The organism is Psychroserpens sp. SPM9 (assembly GCF_025153525.1).
GTDB lineage: Bacteria > Bacteroidota > Bacteroidia > Flavobacteriales > Flavobacteriaceae > Psychroserpens.
The window spans coordinates 431,700-448,387 of record NZ_JANZNR010000001.1 but is presented as its reverse complement, the minus strand read 5'-3'; the positions used below and the strand labels follow the sequence as shown (position 1 = coordinate 448,387).

Sequence of the window (16,688 nt, the reverse complement as noted above, 5' to 3'; positions counted from 1 at the left end):
ATACCTTTATTAGCTTTTTACTTTAACCGTATAGGTAGAAATCAAATCATCGCCAATATAAAGATGAACATCGTAAAACCCTTTCACGTCAAACTGCTGTTCTAAAATAAGCGATTGATTTTCGAGATGAATAGATGTTGGTTTTACTTTTTGACTGTGGTGGCCATTGTCAATCAAGAAGCGAATCGTTTCAGTATTTACAACGCTTTGAAGCTCGTACTCAAATTGTAATGTTTCATATTTATGAATTAAATGATACATTTCTTTTGGAGCATTGTGACCCGTTAAGTTGGCATACGCATTGCCGTAAAGTATTGGTGCAGCTAAAAACTCATCAAATGTAGGTGCCGATTCTATTAATGCCCATTGGCGTTCTAACGGAAAATGATTCACAGCAAAAAGTTTTGGATTGGCTAAAAAGTAGCCATCGTTATATTTAAACTTAAATGCATTGGTTTCTGGGTTGGGGATGCCACTAGCCCAAGTTGGATCACAGAGATACCATTTATTATTCAATTTTACAGCATTCCATGAATGGTTGGGAGGATCAGATTTTTCAATATGTGTTGTGCTGGTTTTGCCAAAGCCATGTACAATTTCGCAGTCTATGTTGGCTAATTTAGAAAGCTCCTGAACGATGTAGGCATAACCCGTGCAAATTGTTTTTTCTTGTTTTAGGAGTTTCCTAAAGATTTCCTTTTTGAATCGCGTATTCCATTCGGTAAGTTTTAGGCTATCGTTTTTAAACTTTGTTCGCTTTCGTTTATTTCTTAAATAGAGGTTATAATCGTTGGCAATATTTGTGCAAACCCATTTATAGATTGCTCTAAAGCGCTCAACATCTGTCGTTAAATTGGAAGTGAGTTTAAAAGCTAGTTGGGGCAAATTATAAAGCCCTTCATCTTTGCATGTCAATGCGATACTATCTGCCTTTTGAAAATTGATATGATCAAAATCAGAGCGTTGAGCATGAGATTGAAATACAAAAATGAAGAGCCATAAATATTTCATTGTTTTGATTAACAAATCAATAATAGACCTTAATTTGAACGTTTTGATTTATAAGGTTTGTCGGTATTAGGTGCACCCATAATCTCAACAAGATCAGATGTTAAAATTAAATTGATAAAAGTGGTGTCGGCATCAATTTTAACTTCTTGTTTTTCATAACCCAAAAAGCTAAATACCAAAACATCACCAGCACTTAATGCTCTCGGAAATGTAAACGCTCCATTTTCATCGGTAACAACGCCAACTTTACTGCCTTTAAGCACAATGTTTACGCCAGGTAAAGCACCTTTATCGTCACTTACTTTTCCTTTAATTGTTAATTGTTGATCTGCAACAGTGGCCAAAGCCATCGTCGGGCTTTGTGCATACATCAAATTGCACGTAAGTCCGGCCATCATTACAATAGCCATCAAACTCATACCTCGTACAATGTTTTTCATTGTTAGTGTTTTCATAATTATAATTGTTTTGTTTGTATCAAATTTAAAGACGCTATAAAAGGTTTTCAAATAGCAATGAGTTAAGCACACTTTTTAAGCCGTCAAACAGCCTTATGACTGAGTAAGTTATAAAATTAAAGATTAAATATTTAACACACAGAGAATAATAGTTAAAAATAAAATCAAAAAAAATAAAAAAAAGTGTTGCGTGTCAAAAAATAATTTACATTTGCATCGCTTTTTGAGATTAATTTACGCTCTAAAGCCAAGCATATAGCTGAACAAATTGAAAGGTGTTTTTACGTTCGGGTTTTTGAAAATTAGGAAGTCATATTCAAAAGCAGCTTATAGATTAAGTAACCGAATTTTAGAGCTAACTTCCGCTTACTACATCATCATGAGCCAACATTTGTATGGCTTTATTCCAACGACCCATCCTCAAATACAAGTGTGATTTAAACTGTTATTTAAGTTTTTTAATTTTAAAATGACAAATTGCTGTCGTTTTGATATTAAGATTTTATTGGCTTAACTTTGAGATAACCTTCGCCATTTACATTTAACTTTTATAATCCTATAATGAACACAAAATATATTGATTTGGTTAATCAAACTTTTGATTTTCCACAAGAAGAATTTAAACTTGAAAATAAAACATTAGCATTTCATGATGTTGACCTTATGCAATTGGTTGAACAGTATGGAGCACCTTTGAAATTTACCTATTTACCTCAAATTTCTAATAATATTAATCGTGCAAAAAAATGGTTTGCTGATGCGATTGAAAAGAACGATTACAAAGGAAACTATAACTATTGTTATTGCACTAAAAGCTCACATTTTAAACATGTGTTAGATGAAGCTCTAAAGAATAATATTCATATTGAAACTTCTTCAGCATTTGATATTGATATCGTAGAAAGCCTTAAAGCCGAAGGAAAAATTACAAACGAAACCTTTGTGATTAGCAACGGATTTAAACGCGCGCAGTATGTGACTAATATTGCGAGATTGATTAATAATGGTCATAAAAACGCCATTCCAATTATCGATAATTACGAAGAAATTGAATTGCTGTCAGCCGAAATTGAAGGACCATTTAATGTCGGAATTCGAATTGCTTCGGAAGAAGAACCAAAATTTGAGTTTTATACTTCCAGACTCGGAATAGGCTACAAGAATATTGTACCATTTTATAAAAATCAAATTCAAAACAATGAAAAGGTAGCGCTTAAAATGTTGCACTTTTTTATCAATACTGGGATTCGTGATAATGCGTATTATTGGAATGAATTGTCTAAATGTTTAAAAGTCTATACGAGCCTGAAGAAGATTTGCCCATCTTTAGACAGTTTAAATATTGGAGGCGGATTTCCTATTAAAAACTCATTAGCATTTGATTTTGATTATGCTTATATGGTAGATGAGATTGTGAACCAAATTAAATTAGTTTGTGATGAAGAAGGTGTAGATGTGCCACATATTTTTACAGAATTTGGCAGCTTTACAGTAGGCGAAAGTGGCGGTGCTATTTATGAAATATTATATCAGAAACAGCAAAACGACCGTGAAAAATGGAACATGATTAACTCGTCTTTCATTACAACCTTGCCAGACACTTGGGCCATCAATAAACGCTTTATTATGCTTCCAATTAACCGCTGGAACGACAGTTATGAACGTGTGCTTTTAGGCGGTTTAACTTGTGATAGTGATGATTATTACAACAGCGAGCAGCATATGAACGCTATTTATCTTCCAAAGTATAATAAAGAGAAACCCTTGTACATTGGCTTTTTTAATACTGGTGCTTATCAAGAAACTATCGGCGGATTTGGAGGTTTGCAACACTGTTTGATTCCGTCTCCTAAGCATATATTAATAGATAAAGATGCCGATGGAAAGCTAACCACAAAATTATTTAGTGAACAACAAAAAAGTGAAGACTTACTTAATATTTTAGGATATAATACAGCAAAAGACGCTTCTGAAACTCAAAAAAACACACTTGAAACGTCTCTAAAGATTCAATAATTATTTCAAAATGAAAACTAAAACTTACGCAGGAATAGAAGACCAATATTCTAAATTAGACAGTTCTAAAATTGTTCTAATTCCAGTACCATATGATGGTACAAGTACTTGGCAAAAAGGAGCCGATAAAGGGCCAGAGGCTTTTTTAAACGCTTCAGAAAATATGGAGCTTTACGACATCGAAACACAAACCGAAGTCTATAAGCAAGGCGTTTACTTAGCCGATGCCATTACCGAAAACGAATCACCAGAACGTATGGTGGATGCCGTTCATGAATCTGTAAAAAAATATATTAAGAAGAATAAATTTGTCACCACATTTGGAGGGGAACATTCCATCGCTATTGGGACGATTAGAGCATTTAATGAATGTTTTGACAATCTTACTGTTGTCCAAATTGATGCTCATGCCGATTTGCGAAAATCATATCAAGGCAGTAAGTGTAATCATGCTTGTGCGGTGTATGAAGCGAGTCAAACCACGAACTTAATTCAGGTTGGGATTCGTAGTATGGACGTCATGGAAACTACTGTGATGGATTCAGATAAAACATATTTTGCTCACGAAATGGCAGAAGATGATAACTGGATGGATTCGGCAATTGACCAAATGACAGATAATGTATATATCACATTCGATTTGGATGCTTTTGATCCTTCAATTATGCCTTCAACAGGAACTCCTGAACCAGGTGGCTTGTTGTGGTATGAAACAATCGAATTTTTACGTCAGATTTTTGAAGAAAAAAACGTAGTTGGATTTGATATTGTAGAATTATGTCCTAATCCTAAAGAAAAATCTTCAGACTTTCTTGCAGCGAAGTTGTATTATAAAATGTTAACTTATAAGTTTTTAAATGATGACGCCGACGACGATTACGATAATAATTTTAATGAAGCCAATATAGGGATTAACAAATTTTCTAAATTTAATGACGACGATGACAACTAAAGGAAGTATTTCACAATTTATAGAAAAATATTACCTGCACTTTAATGCAGCCGCTTTGGTGGATGCAGCAAAAGGGTATGAAGCTCAATTGGAGTCGGGTTCAAAAATGCTGGTATCTCTTGCAGGAGCTATGAGTACTGCCGAATTAGGAAAGATATTTGCAGAAATGATCCGTCAGGATAAAGTTCATATTGTGTCTTGTACAGGTGCGAACCTCGAAGAAGATATTATGAATTTAGTAGCACATTCTCATTACAAACGCGTGCCTAATTATCGTGATTTAACGGCTCAAGACGAATGGAATTTGTTAGAAAAAGGCTTGAATAGAGTTACAGACACCTGTATTCCTGAAGAAGAAGCTTTCCGAAGAATTCAAGAGCATATTGTGAAAATATGGAAAGATGCCGAAGCTAAAGGAGAACGTTATTTGCCTCATGAATACATGTACAAATTATTACTCTCTGGCGTATTAGAAGAGCATTATGAAATTGATTTAAAAGACTCATGGATGTATGCCGCTGCAGAAAAAAACCTTCCTATTGTTTGTCCGGGTTGGGAAGACAGTACCATGGGTAATATTTTTGCGAGCTACGTTCTTAAAGGAGAATTAAAGGCTAGTACCATGAAATCGGGTATCGAGTATATGACCTTTTTAGCAGATTGGTATACCGATAACTCCAATAAAGGTATTGGGTTCTTCCAGATTGGTGGTGGTATTGCTGGCGATTTCCCTATATGTGTGGTGCCAATGTTGTATCAAGATATGGAACGCACAGATACACCATTTTGGAGCTATTTTTGTCAAATAAGTGATTCTACAACAAGCTATGGATCGTATTCGGGAGCGGTTCCAAATGAAAAAATCACTTGGGGAAAACTGGATATTGATACACCTAAGTTCATCATCGAAAGTGACGCAACTATTGTGGCTCCTTTAATTTTTGCTTATCTTCTGGGTATGTAATGGAAGAGCATAAAATTGAAAATATAGAATTAAAGTATTTAACGGTTAATGATTTTGAAGAACTAAAATCAGCAACTCTTGAATCTTACAGTGGTGTTTTAGATTCCTACTGGAAAAAGCACCATATAGAGCAATTAACAACCATTTTTCCCAAAGGTCAGGTAGTGATTAAAATTGATGGGAATATTGCTGGCTGTGCATTGTCACTTATCGTAGATTATGATAAGATTGATGACCATCATACTTATGCTGATATCATTCAAGGCGATTCATTTAAAATACACGATGCCGAAGGCGATGTGCTCTATGGCATTGACGTGTTTATAAAACCAGAATATCGCGGTTTGCGTTTAGGGCGTCGTCTTTATGATTATCGAAAAGAAGTTTGTGAAGAATTAAATCTTAAAGGCATCGTTTTTGGCGGAAGAATGCCAAATTACCACAAGCATAAAACCTTAACACCTAAAGAATACATTGAAAAAGTAAAGCGTAAAGAAATCCATGACCCGGTTTTAAACTTTCAAATCTCAAATGATTTTCACCCAGTTCGTGTTCTAAAAGGATATCTGGAAGGCGATACAGCATCCAATGAATATGCGGTTTTAATGGAGTGGGATAATATTTATTATACAAAAAAAACAAAAAAAGCAAGTTCGGTAAAAACGGTGGTGCGTCTCGGTTTGATTCAATGGCAAATGCGAACCTATAACAGTTTGGAAGAATTGATGCAGCAGGTAGAATATTTTGTGGATAGCGTCGCGGCTTACCGATCAGATTTTGCGTTGTTTCCTGAGTTTTTCAATGCGCCTTTAATGGCAAAGTATAATCATATGTATGAGCCTGATGCGATTAGAGAATTGGCAAAATATACTCAGGTTATCGTCGAGAAAATGCAACAATTATCCATCTCCTATAATATCAATATCATTACGGGAAGTATGCCCGAGCTCAGCGATGGTAAACTCTATAATGTAGGCTATTTATGTCGTAGAGACGGAAGTTTGGAACGTTATGAAAAAATTCATGTCACGCCAGATGAAGCAAAAGTTTGGGGAATGCAAAGAGGTCATAAACTTCAAACCTTTGAAACAGATGCTGGTAAAATTGGTATTTTAATTTGTTATGATTCTGAATTTCCAGAATTATCCCGACTGCTGTCAGATGAAGGAATGGACATTTTATTTGTGCCTTTTTTAACCGATACGCAAAACGGATACTCACGCGTAAGATTGTGTGCCCAAGCACGTGCCATAGAAAATGAATGCTATGTCGCAATAGCTGGAAGCGTAGGTAATTTGCCTAATGTTAATAATATGGATATTCAATATGCCCAGTCAGCTGTATTTACACCGTGTGATTTTTCGTTTCCGAGTAACGGAATTAAAGCCGAAGCTACAACCAATACCGAAATGATACTTGTGGCCGATGTCGATTTAAGTTTATTAAGAGAACTACACTCGTTTGGTGCCGTAAAAAATTTGAAGGATAGAAGAAAAGATGTTTATAACGTTATACGTGTTAAAGAATAAGTAGTATATTTAAATCCAAAATTAGCTCCAATTATTATAGTAAAATGAAACGAAAAGACGAAAACTTAAAACGCGTAATTGTTGATTTTAAAAAATTGACTCCTGAAATTCTGGCTTTATTGGTAGAAAAATATCCTGATGGATACGATGATGACCATATCATCTCATTTAAAAATGCCAATAATGAAATTGTTGAAGCTGTTGAAGTCACTACTGTTGACACCAAGTATTTAGTTAAAGTAAGTACGAAACTAGAGGTGACGATGGAAAATTATGATGAAGATGATTATGAAGATTTTGATGAAGACGATCCAGAAGCGGTTCAAGATCCAGATTTGGAAACAGACGAAATCGATGATGAAGACTAATTAACAGATTTAGTATTAGGTTGAATTATTGAACAGCATAGGAATTAATCGAGATACCTTTGTTTTTGATGAATTTAATCTAAACTTTCAGCAAAATCGTATATATAATAGTTCACATGTAAATCATCATGATGATATTACTAAAAGTGCTTTCGGACTTGAAGTGGCAAAATTCCGAAGAAAACAAAAAACATTTAACGACTTATTATTATCAAAAAAATGAAAACAAAATCAATTACATTCGCTAGCTTTTTAATAGTTTGCCTTATTGCATTTACCTCTGTAACTACGATTCAAGATCCAATAACAATTGAAGTTGTTTACGATGGTAAAGAAGATTATGGCTATAATTTTATTGGAATCGACGAAGAAAAAGAAGAGTACATGATTACTTTTCAAGAGATTGAAGAGGCTGCTTTAAAAGCCTACGATTTAAATTCAAACAAATTTTATGGGGCCAAATTTTCTGTAACTTACATCACTAAAATGGAAACTGTAGAGGATGAAGATGGTTACGAAGAAGAGATTGAAACCAACGTTATTACAGCCCTAAAAAAACTCTAGTTTTAATATCAATTTATGATGGAGCCAACTCTTTTTGAGTTGGCTTTTTTATGAACACTTCCCAAATAAATACACCATATACAACCAGGTATTCTAAAGCAATAATCCATAGATTTTCAGACTTGTCTGCTTTATTGAGGTTGATATAGGCGAGATAACTGAGAATGATGACAAAGCTCCAAATCAAAGGATATTTATAATGTGTAAATACGCTTAATATTAAAAGTGTTGCCACATACCAGGGATGAACAGTTGTGCTAAGAAACAAGTAAATCGTAAACGCAAATAGCATATTAACGATGAGGTCTTTAGTGCTTGTTTTTCTTCGGAAAAGTGACAATCCCATAATCATTAGAAACACCAGAACCGCTAAAATTTTACCTATTATGGCTATTTCATTATAACCTCTAAATAGGTATCCAATTTCACGAGCAAGATAATAGATGCTGGCATTAAATTCGAAATTCTGAAACCAGAGTCCGACGGTTTGCGCATAATTATTTATAAATTCTGAAGAGAAAAACGGAGCAAATAATACAAGGCTAACACCACCAACTATGGTATAAAAAATGATCAGTTTTTTGAAGTTAATAGATTTCGTATTTGAAGCCTTTTTAAACCAGAAAAAGAACAAAGGCAAAAACAATAATGGAATTAACTTCACCGAAATAGACAAGGCAAAAACAACGGCTGCCCATTTCCATTTGCCTGTGTGTAAAAGGTATAAACTCCACACTAAAAAGAAAATCATTACGGCTTCAAAATGTAGGTTTCCGGTTAATTCGATGATGATAAACGGATTGAGAAGATACCAAAAGATGTTTTTTTCAGGTATATTTAAATGTTTGAGCAATCGCTTTCCGAAGACAAAAGTTCCAAAATCTGCCGCGATAATCAATAGACGCAACACAATAGCAGCACCTAAAATACTCTGTCCGGAAAACCAACCAGCAATGACAAAGCACAATTGATTAACTGGCGGATAATTTGTGTAATGGCTTCCGTTGAGTTCTCCCATGCCAGCATATAGCGCTTCCGCTTCAGCAACCGGCAATTCGCCACCAGCTTCTATAAACGATTGTGGTAGGTATAAGTAAGGGTTAAATCCTTCTAAAATCATGCGTCCGTCCCAAATAAATCTATAGAAATCCTGAGACAGATTGGGAATTGCGAGGATAAAAACAGCACGACTTATAAACGCAACAAGACCTAAAAACCTAATGTTGTTTTGAGCATATTTCAGTAGTAAAAGAAAGACAATCCAAAGTGAGCTGTAAAGTAGAATGAGTTTGGTGTAATTGGTTCTAACTAAATCATAGGCAAACAAACCATAGAGAAAAAAGCTAACACAAGTGAGCAATAACGGAACCTTATAAAGTCTCCAAAACTGCATTATACTTTAGAACTGAGCGATTTAAAAAAGACATAACCAAAGCCTACAAATAACATCAGGTGAAATGGAAACAAACCAAAATCACCACCTTGGTCACCTACAACAAAAGCACTGTATAAGCCAAATCCGAAATATAACATTAAAATGCCTTCAATAATCACATGAGGTGATAATTTCTTGCGAAGATATTTGTTGCCTTTCCATGAGTCTCTTATCGTGCTTATATTGAATTTTGGGGTTCTAACAAATTCACTTCGTTTACCCATATGACCTTCTAAAACTGCAATAGAATTATGAAGTGAAAAGCCCATGGCTATCGAGAAAAAAGTAAAAAACATACCTATATAACCAAAGAATTTTTTAAATCCGCTCCCATAAATCTGCTTGTACATAAACCAATAGCAAATAAAGAAAATAATGGTGCTCATCACGAAGAAACTCATAAAGTAAAAGTAGAACCTCAGGTGTGCATATTCGTTTTTGATGTAAAGCATTGGGATACTCAAAATAGCCACAATAAATACATTTAAAAACATGGTACTATTCAATAAATGAAGCAAGCCGTGGATTTTTGTTTTGGTTGAGATATTTTTAGATTTTATAACACGCCACAGCATTTTTCTAAAGTTCTCTGCACCACCTTTATTCCATCGAAACTGTTGTGAACGTGCCGCACTGATAACGACTGGTAATTCGGCAGGTGTTTCAACGTTTTCTAAGTATTTAAATTTCCAGTTTTTAAGCTGAGCTCTATAACTTAAATCCAAATCTTCAGTAAGTGTATCGCCTTCCCAGTTTCCGGCATCAATAATACATTCTTTACGCCAGATACCTGCTGTTCCATTAAAGTTGATAAAGTGCCCTTTGCTGTTTCGCCCAACTTGCTCTAAGGTAAAATGCGCATCTAAAGCAAAGGCTTGTATTTTAGTAAGGATTGAGTAATTTCTGTTGATATGTCCCCAACGTGTTTGTACTACGCCAATTTCAGGGTCTTTAAAATATAAAATGGTACGTTTTAACCAGCTTTTCTGCGGAAGGAAATCGGCATCAAATATGGCAATAAAATCTCCTTTGGCAATCTTTAATCCTTCTTTAAGAGCACCAGCTTTAAAACCGCTTCGATCCACTCGGGTAATATGCTTGATATCCAATCCGGTAGATTGTAGTTTTTCAATTTGCTCTCGAGTCGATGCAACAGTTTCATCTGTCGAATCATCAAGCACCTGTATTTCAAGTTTGTTTTTTGGGTAATCGAGAAGCGCAATATTATCTAACAAACGCTCCATAACATACATTTCGTTATATACAGGAAGCTGAATGGTTACATAAGGAATTTCATTTGGCTTAGATAAATCAAAAGTCTCACAATCGTCAATAGTTTTCTTTGACGACAAGTAATTATAGAGCAAATTTAGTTGCGCTAATGCATACATGAAAATGAGCAAAATCGCAATGGTGTAAATGACTATAATTAGTGTTTCGAGAATCATTTTTTAAAACTGTATTTAAAAATCCAACCTAAGATTTTTACGCCTGCAAATATAGCACCTTTTACCGTACCTGAAACTTTTGAGACACCTATTCTATTTCGGTAGTTTACAGGGACTTCGGTATAACTTAATTTTTGGCGCAATACTTTGAGTTGCATCTCGACCGTCCAGCCATAGGTTTTGTCTTCCATTTTTAACTGAAGCAGCTTATCATATTTAATGGCTCTAAACGGACCTAAATCTGTAAATTTTGCTCTAAATAAAATCGACATAAGTGTTGTTGCAAGCCAGTTTCCGAAAATTTGAGGTACAGTCATCGCACCTTTTTCTCGTAAGGCTTTTACACGAGCACCAACAACAAAATCGGTATTATTTGTTATAATAGGATGCACGATTTTAGTGAGTTCTTCAGGGTAATCACTGTAATCGCCATCTAAAAAAACGATGATGTCTGGTTGCTGTTCAGTATTCAAATTTGCTATATAATCCATGCCTTTTAAACAGGCATAGCCATAACCTCTGTTGGTTTCTTTCAGAACCGTAGCTCCAGCATGTTTAGCATTAATTTCGGTATCATCATTAGAGTTGTTGCTCACCACGATAATTTCACTAACAATCTCTGGAATATCCTTAATCACATATGCAATAGAATCGGCTTCATTATAAGCCGGAATGATGACTTTTATATTGGTCATTGAAGGTCTTTTAAGCTATTCTCTTTTCTAAATGAGCGATAATCGGTCCAGGTTTTAATCTTCTTTCCTTCAGAAAATTTAACGGCAGCGATTAGTTTCTCATTTTTATACATGAGGCAATATCCGTTTTTTTGATTGTTTTTTAGCTGACATTTATGATTTATTTTTTCTTCGGAATCATAAAAAAGCCACCATTTTTGCCTTTGGCCATTGTTATAATGTCCTTCACTTTCTTTGGTGCCATTAGCTCTGTAAAAGCGCCAGTACTTGGTTTCTTTTCCATTCGCAAAATGCCCTTCGCGCTGAATGTTACCATTAGAATGATAAAATTTCCAATAATCAGTCTTTTTCGTATTAAGCAGCCAACCTTCTGAAGCTAAGGTACCATCATCAAAATAGTTTTTTTGATATGTTTTTTGTGCCATACTATTAAAACTTAGCAATAGAAGGCAAATGCTAGCAATGTACTTCATCTTATTTATTAATTAAAACGACCTGAGGCTTATTTTTGATTGACTAAATCTATTAAGTCAACATCGTTACCCAATAAAACTTCAGTCGGATTAATTCGGCCTTTCATACTGTCATTTTCTAATTTTAACACACCTCTTGGGCAAACAGCCGAACAAATACCACAGCCAACACAACTGGAACGTACAATATTTTCACCTTTTTGAGCATAAGCACGAACGTCGATTCCCATTTCGCAGTAGGTCGAACAATTACCACACGAAATGCATTGTCCGCCATTAGTTGTAATTCTGAAACGTGAGAACATGCGCTGTTGAAATCCTAAAATTGCTGCCATCGGACAACCAAAACGGCACCAAACGCGATTTCCGAAGATAGGATAGAAGCCGGTTCCAATAACGCCAGAAAAAATAGCTCCAATTAGAAAACCGTAAGTAGATCTTAGAGTTTCTGCTTTAAAAAGGAATAGTTTCGTTTCCGAACTAAATACATGAATCCCTATAAGTGCAATGATGATAACGAAATAACCAATAGCACCATATTTAGCATCTTTTCCGAGTTCCTGACGTTTAAAAATCATAGTGAGTGCAAAAACCAAGGTTAAAAATCCAGCTACAGAAAATAAGAAAATGTCTCTTGTGAGCCAGTATTTATTTGGGTCGTAGCCTAAATAGGTGTAAATCACTGCTGTGGTCATCAAAACAACAAATACTAAAACACTGTGAATTACCCAGCGTTCTATTTTCCATGCACTCTGGCTTTTGTCGCTTAAATGTCTAAACGAATCTCCAGCAGTTTCGGCTAAACCACCACAGCCGCAAACCCAGGAACAGTACCAACGTTTACCATATTTAAATGTTAGGATAGGTGTAATTACAAAAATAGAAAGGATTCCAAAAATAAGCATCGCCATTCCTATGGTTCCTCCATTAATAAATGCATCTACACGATACTGCTCAAAGTTATAGTAGTTCAGAGGCCATACGTTTTTAAGGTCGTAATAGGGTAAATCAGAATTCATAACAAACATAAATTCCGGAATTAAAAATGCAAAAGCCAACTGAAAAAACATCACCGAAATGGTCCTAATTTGCTCATAGCGATTATGGCGATATTTCAATATAAATTTATAACCAAAGGCTAGAATGGCTACCGTATATAAGGTGCCATATACAAACCACTGACTTGCAGGTCTGCCACTAAGCAGTTTGCTCAAAGGGTCAAATAAAGCAATTAAGCCTGTATTTTCTGCACCATCAGATCCAGCACCTAAGAGACCTTCATAAAAATAGAGTACAACGTAAAATGAGGTTAATACGAGACCCGTAATCCAGCCTAAAGTCCCTCTTGACGATATAGATTTAAACCATACACCATCATTTTTAATCCCTTTTAATTTGGTGAGATAAGCATCATTTGCATAAATAATAGTTCCGATGGTAATTAAGGATAATGAAATGGTTAAAAAGGTTGCTTTATTAGGTAAGTCTAAATTGAACAATGCCAACACCAGAATAAAGAGTCCGATAACTCCCATTCCTACAGCTACTTTTTGTTTTAGAGATAAATCTTGAGCATCAGGTTTTGCTAAAGACATACTAGGGTTTAATTTATTACTCATGATGTTACGGTTTGTAGTTGGTTGTTGTAGGCGTTTAAAATGTCTTTTTCAAAATGTGTGTAAAATTCAGGATCAAAATTTGCTTCTGAGAGATGCTTCATCACATAATCTACAGTTCGTTTTTCGGTAAGCCATCTGTTAAAAGTTTCGTGACGCATCCGTATTCCGAAGGTATTAATTCCTAAAAACTCATTGGTGTTTTTGTTATAAGCTACTGTGATGCACTTGGTGTCATCATCATGTTTCCAGTGAAAATGAGTTTCGTAATCCGGGCGACCACGTTCGCCAAAAACCCATCCGTAGGTTTGGTATTCGATGTCTAAAAATTTAGCCGAATTAAACCAATGCCCTGGTTTATATGCGATACGATTTCCGCAAATGGTTTGTGCTAACGTTTCTCCCATCATACGACCTGTGTACCAAACAGCTTCAATAGGTCTGCGGTTTCCAATAGCTTCATGTTGCTCGGCACAATCGCCAATAGCGTAGACATCTGGAATGTTTGTTTCAAGGTAACGATTGACTTTTACACCGCGATCTGTTTCAATTTTTGATGACTTTATAAAGTCTATGTTTGGACTAACACCAGCTGTGAGTCCTACAACAGTACAAGGAATTTCTTCACCTGTTTCTTCTATAACTACCGATTTAACCTTTCCGTGTTCATCCGATTTAATTTCTTTTAAATTGGTAGATAAGCGTAAGTCAATATGGTGATTTTTAATATGTCTGTTAATCATTTGACTTTCCCCTTCAGGTAATACGCCATTCCAGAAGCTGGATTCTCTTACCAAAAAAGTTACAGGAATATTTCTGGAATTTAGCATTTCAGCCAGCTCAATTCCAATCAATCCACCACCAACAATTACGGCACGTTTACAAACCTCATTATTTGGAGCATGCTTTTCAAGATTTTCTAAATCCTGTTTATGATACATGCCCATAACACCGTTTAAATCCTGACCTGGCCAGCCAAATTTATTGGGCTTACTTCCAGTGGCAATGATAAGTTTGTCATAGTTGAGCGTTTCACCGTTTGCAAACTGTAACGCTTTGTTGTCGGTGTCAATCTGTTCAACATAGGCTTTACGAAGTTCAATTCTGTTTTTCTTCCAAAACCAGTTTTCATAAGGCTGTGTGTGTTCAAATTTCATATGACCCATATACACATACATCAGTGCTGTACGAGAAAAGAAGTAATCGGTTTCTGCAGATATGATTGTGATTTTTTTATCAGAAAGTTTTCTAATATGTCTCGCAAGTGTGACACCAGAAATTCCGTTTCCTATAATAACGATGTGTTCCATAAAGTTTGGTTGTTATGACGCTTCTGTCGAAACTAAAGGTAAGAACTTAATTACGCTTTCTAATTTATATCAATTTTAAATTAAACATTTTTTGTAAGGTTTTCTTCGGAAATAAGACGCTCAATTTTTTTTAAAATCCTTGTAAGTAAAGGTGTTTTGAACGACTTAGCGATTGTAAAATTATTAATTTAAGACTCAGTAATAATGAAAAAAATAATCATCTTAATCGCAGTTTTCGGAATTAATAGTGCTGTATTTTCTCAAAGCACTGCCGAATTTTTTAAAACCGCAGATGCCTTCTTTAAAGCTCATGTTTCCAACGGAAAAGTCGCTTATGCACAACTACATGAAAACCCAGAAGTATTAGACAAATTAGTAAACTTAGCTGAAACGGTTTCAGTATCGACATCAGATTCAAAAACCTATCAGGCGTTTTGGATTAACGCTTATAATATTTCTGTCATCAAAGGAATTATAGATCATTATCCTATCAATTCACCACTAGATAAAGTCGGCTTTTTTGATAAAACAGTTTACAAAATTGCGGGCGAATCTCTAACGCTAAATACCATTGAGAATAAAAAATTAAGAGCTCAATTTTCTGATGCACGTTTTCATTTTGTATTGGTTTGTGGCGCTGTTGGTTGTCCGCCTCTAATTAACAAAGCCTATTTGCCACATACTTTAGAAACGCAGCTGCAACAACAAACAGAACTAGCCTTAAGCAATCCAAATTTTATAAAGGTTAAGACGTCTAAAGTCGAGCTTTCAGAAATTTTTAAATGGTATAAGGAAGATTTTGTAAAAAGCGGCAGTGAAATCGATTATATCAACAGATTTAGAACCGAAAAAATCACTCCAAAAACTAAAATTTCTTACTACGCCTATAACTGGAATTTAAACCAACAATAAATCATATTAAAAGAACCAAACAAAATTGAAATGAAAAAAATAATCACATTTTTAGTTACACTAAGTCTTAGTTTTTCAGGGTTTTCACAAGACAAATCTAATCAGGAAAAGAGTGTTATCCAAGAGTATACACCATCTAAATTATTAAATAAAGGCCAATGGGATATCAAATGGTTTAACAACTTATATACCCAAACCGAAAGCACATTTTCTGAAGGCACTGAGCTACGACAAACATTTTTTACATCGACTGTAGATATTTTTACAGGGATTTCAAATTCAAGCAACTTTAATATAGGTCTGCTTTTAGAATTTCGATCTAATGTGATAAATGACCGAAATGCCCTAGATGTATTTGCTTTTGATGGCGAAAGCGGAACAGCACGTTCGGGATTTACATCCTTTGCTCCTGCAGTAAAATTTAACCCGATTAAAAGTATAAGCAATTTTACAATTCAAACGGCTTTTCATATTCCACTGGTCGATAATGAAACCGAAAATGGTGTGTTTCTAGATCAAAAAGGATTTATTTTTCAAAACCGATTTTTCTATGATTATACCTTTCCAGGCGACAAATGGCAAGTGTTTACCGAGTTAAATACCGAATATAACTTCGGAAAAAAAGAAGATAGCTTTGCTAATAATAGCTTGTCGTTAACACCTGGTGTGTTCTTGAGCTATTTCCCAAGTCAGAAATTTACCATTTTAGGACTAGTACAACACTCACAACGCATTGATACAGGTAATGATTTTGAACAAGATTTTACAGCTGTTGGCGGTGGTGCAAAGTATCAGTTAACCAAAGTACTAAATATTGAGACCTTATATACCAACTTTGTTCGCGGGAATAATACGGGTCTCGGACAAACATTTAACATAGGCTTAAGAGCCTTGTTTTAGTGATTAGTAGTAAATTAGGAGTCAAAACATTTTATAT

General features: G+C 34.9%; 16 protein-coding genes. 8 read left to right on the top strand and 8 right to left on the bottom strand.

Going from position 1 to position 16,688, the window contains the following annotated elements:
* Positions 1-9: 9 nt before the first annotated feature.
* On the bottom strand, positions 10-1,011 hold the full coding sequence (locus N4270_RS01920; protein WP_260095104.1) for a transglutaminase domain-containing protein: 1,002 nt from the start codon (positions 1,009-1,011) through the stop codon (positions 10-12).
* 29 nt (positions 1,012-1,040) lie between these two features.
* Positions 1,041-1,466: a carboxypeptidase-like regulatory domain-containing protein gene (locus N4270_RS01915; RefSeq protein ID WP_260095103.1), complete on the bottom strand. Its 426-nt coding sequence runs from the start codon at positions 1,464-1,466 to the stop codon at positions 1,041-1,043.
* 564 nt (positions 1,467-2,030) lie between these two features.
* On the opposite strand from N4270_RS01915, the gene N4270_RS01910 reads away from it, so the two are divergent.
* The 6 genes from N4270_RS01910 to N4270_RS01885 all read left to right on the top strand — a co-directional run bounded on the left by N4270_RS01910 (position 2,031) and on the right by N4270_RS01885 (position 7,862).
* Positions 2,031-3,485: an arginine decarboxylase gene (locus tag N4270_RS01910; RefSeq protein WP_260095102.1), complete on the top strand. Its 1,455-nt coding sequence runs from the start codon at positions 2,031-2,033 to the stop codon at positions 3,483-3,485.
* A 10-nt stretch (positions 3,486-3,495) separates the two neighbouring features.
* On the top strand, positions 3,496-4,437 hold the full coding sequence (gene speB, locus N4270_RS01905; protein WP_260095101.1) for an agmatinase: 942 nt from the start codon (positions 3,496-3,498) through the stop codon (positions 4,435-4,437).
* Positions 4,427-5,401, top strand: a complete 975-nt coding sequence (locus N4270_RS01900) for a deoxyhypusine synthase family protein (protein ID WP_260095100.1) — start codon at positions 4,427-4,429, stop codon at positions 5,399-5,401. Before speB ends, N4270_RS01900 begins: the two co-directional genes overlap by 11 nt.
* Entirely contained in the window at positions 5,401-6,930 is a 1,530-nt protein-coding gene (locus N4270_RS01895; protein ID WP_260095099.1) for a bifunctional GNAT family N-acetyltransferase/carbon-nitrogen hydrolase family protein, read from the top strand. The genes N4270_RS01900 and N4270_RS01895 overlap by 1 nt, the downstream gene beginning before the upstream one ends.
* Before the next feature lie 44 nt (positions 6,931-6,974).
* Entirely contained in the window at positions 6,975-7,298 is a 324-nt protein-coding gene (locus N4270_RS01890; RefSeq protein WP_260095098.1) for a hypothetical protein, read from the top strand.
* 219 nt (positions 7,299-7,517) lie between these two features.
* Entirely contained in the window at positions 7,518-7,862 is a 345-nt protein-coding gene (locus tag N4270_RS01885) for a hypothetical protein (RefSeq protein ID WP_260095097.1), read from the top strand.
* A gap of 13 nt (positions 7,863-7,875) precedes the next feature.
* On the opposite strand, the gene N4270_RS01880 is transcribed toward N4270_RS01885, so the two are convergent.
* The 6 genes from N4270_RS01880 to N4270_RS01855 all read right to left on the bottom strand — a co-directional run bounded on the left by N4270_RS01880 (position 7,876) and on the right by N4270_RS01855 (position 14,839).
* On the bottom strand, positions 7,876-9,255 hold the full coding sequence (locus tag N4270_RS01880) for a glycosyltransferase 87 family protein (RefSeq protein ID WP_260095096.1): 1,380 nt from the start codon (positions 9,253-9,255) through the stop codon (positions 7,876-7,878).
* Positions 9,255-10,745: a cellulose synthase family protein gene (locus tag N4270_RS01875; protein ID WP_260095095.1), complete on the bottom strand. Its 1,491-nt coding sequence runs from the start codon at positions 10,743-10,745 to the stop codon at positions 9,255-9,257. The genes N4270_RS01880 and N4270_RS01875 overlap by 1 nt, the downstream gene beginning before the upstream one ends.
* Positions 10,742-11,440 carry a glycosyltransferase family 2 protein gene (locus tag N4270_RS01870; protein WP_260095094.1) on the bottom strand — a complete coding sequence of 233 codons (699 nt, stop codon included), beginning with the start codon at positions 11,438-11,440 and terminating at the stop codon, positions 10,742-10,744. Before N4270_RS01870 ends, N4270_RS01875 begins: the two co-directional genes overlap by 4 nt.
* Positions 11,437-11,865, bottom strand: a complete 429-nt coding sequence (locus N4270_RS01865; protein WP_260095093.1) for a toxin-antitoxin system YwqK family antitoxin — start codon at positions 11,863-11,865, stop codon at positions 11,437-11,439. Before N4270_RS01865 ends, N4270_RS01870 begins: the two co-directional genes overlap by 4 nt.
* Positions 11,866-11,942: 77 nt before the next feature.
* The gene (locus tag N4270_RS01860; protein WP_260095092.1) at positions 11,943-13,532 is read right to left on the bottom strand and encodes a 4Fe-4S dicluster domain-containing protein; all 1,590 of its coding nucleotides are present in this window, start codon (positions 13,530-13,532) and stop codon (positions 11,943-11,945) included.
* The gene (locus tag N4270_RS01855) at positions 13,529-14,839 is read right to left on the bottom strand and encodes an NAD(P)/FAD-dependent oxidoreductase (RefSeq protein WP_260095091.1); all 1,311 of its coding nucleotides are present in this window, start codon (positions 14,837-14,839) and stop codon (positions 13,529-13,531) included. Before N4270_RS01855 ends, N4270_RS01860 begins: the two co-directional genes overlap by 4 nt.
* Before the next feature lie 204 nt (positions 14,840-15,043).
* Between N4270_RS01855 and N4270_RS01850 the strand changes: the two genes are divergently transcribed.
* Positions 15,044-15,751, top strand: coding sequence for a DUF547 domain-containing protein (locus N4270_RS01850; RefSeq protein WP_260095090.1), 708 nt, complete (start codon positions 15,044-15,046; stop codon positions 15,749-15,751).
* 30 nt (positions 15,752-15,781) lie between these two features.
* Positions 15,782-16,651: a transporter gene (locus tag N4270_RS01845; protein ID WP_260095089.1), complete on the top strand. Its 870-nt coding sequence runs from the start codon at positions 15,782-15,784 to the stop codon at positions 16,649-16,651.
* Positions 16,652-16,688 lie beyond the last annotated feature (37 nt).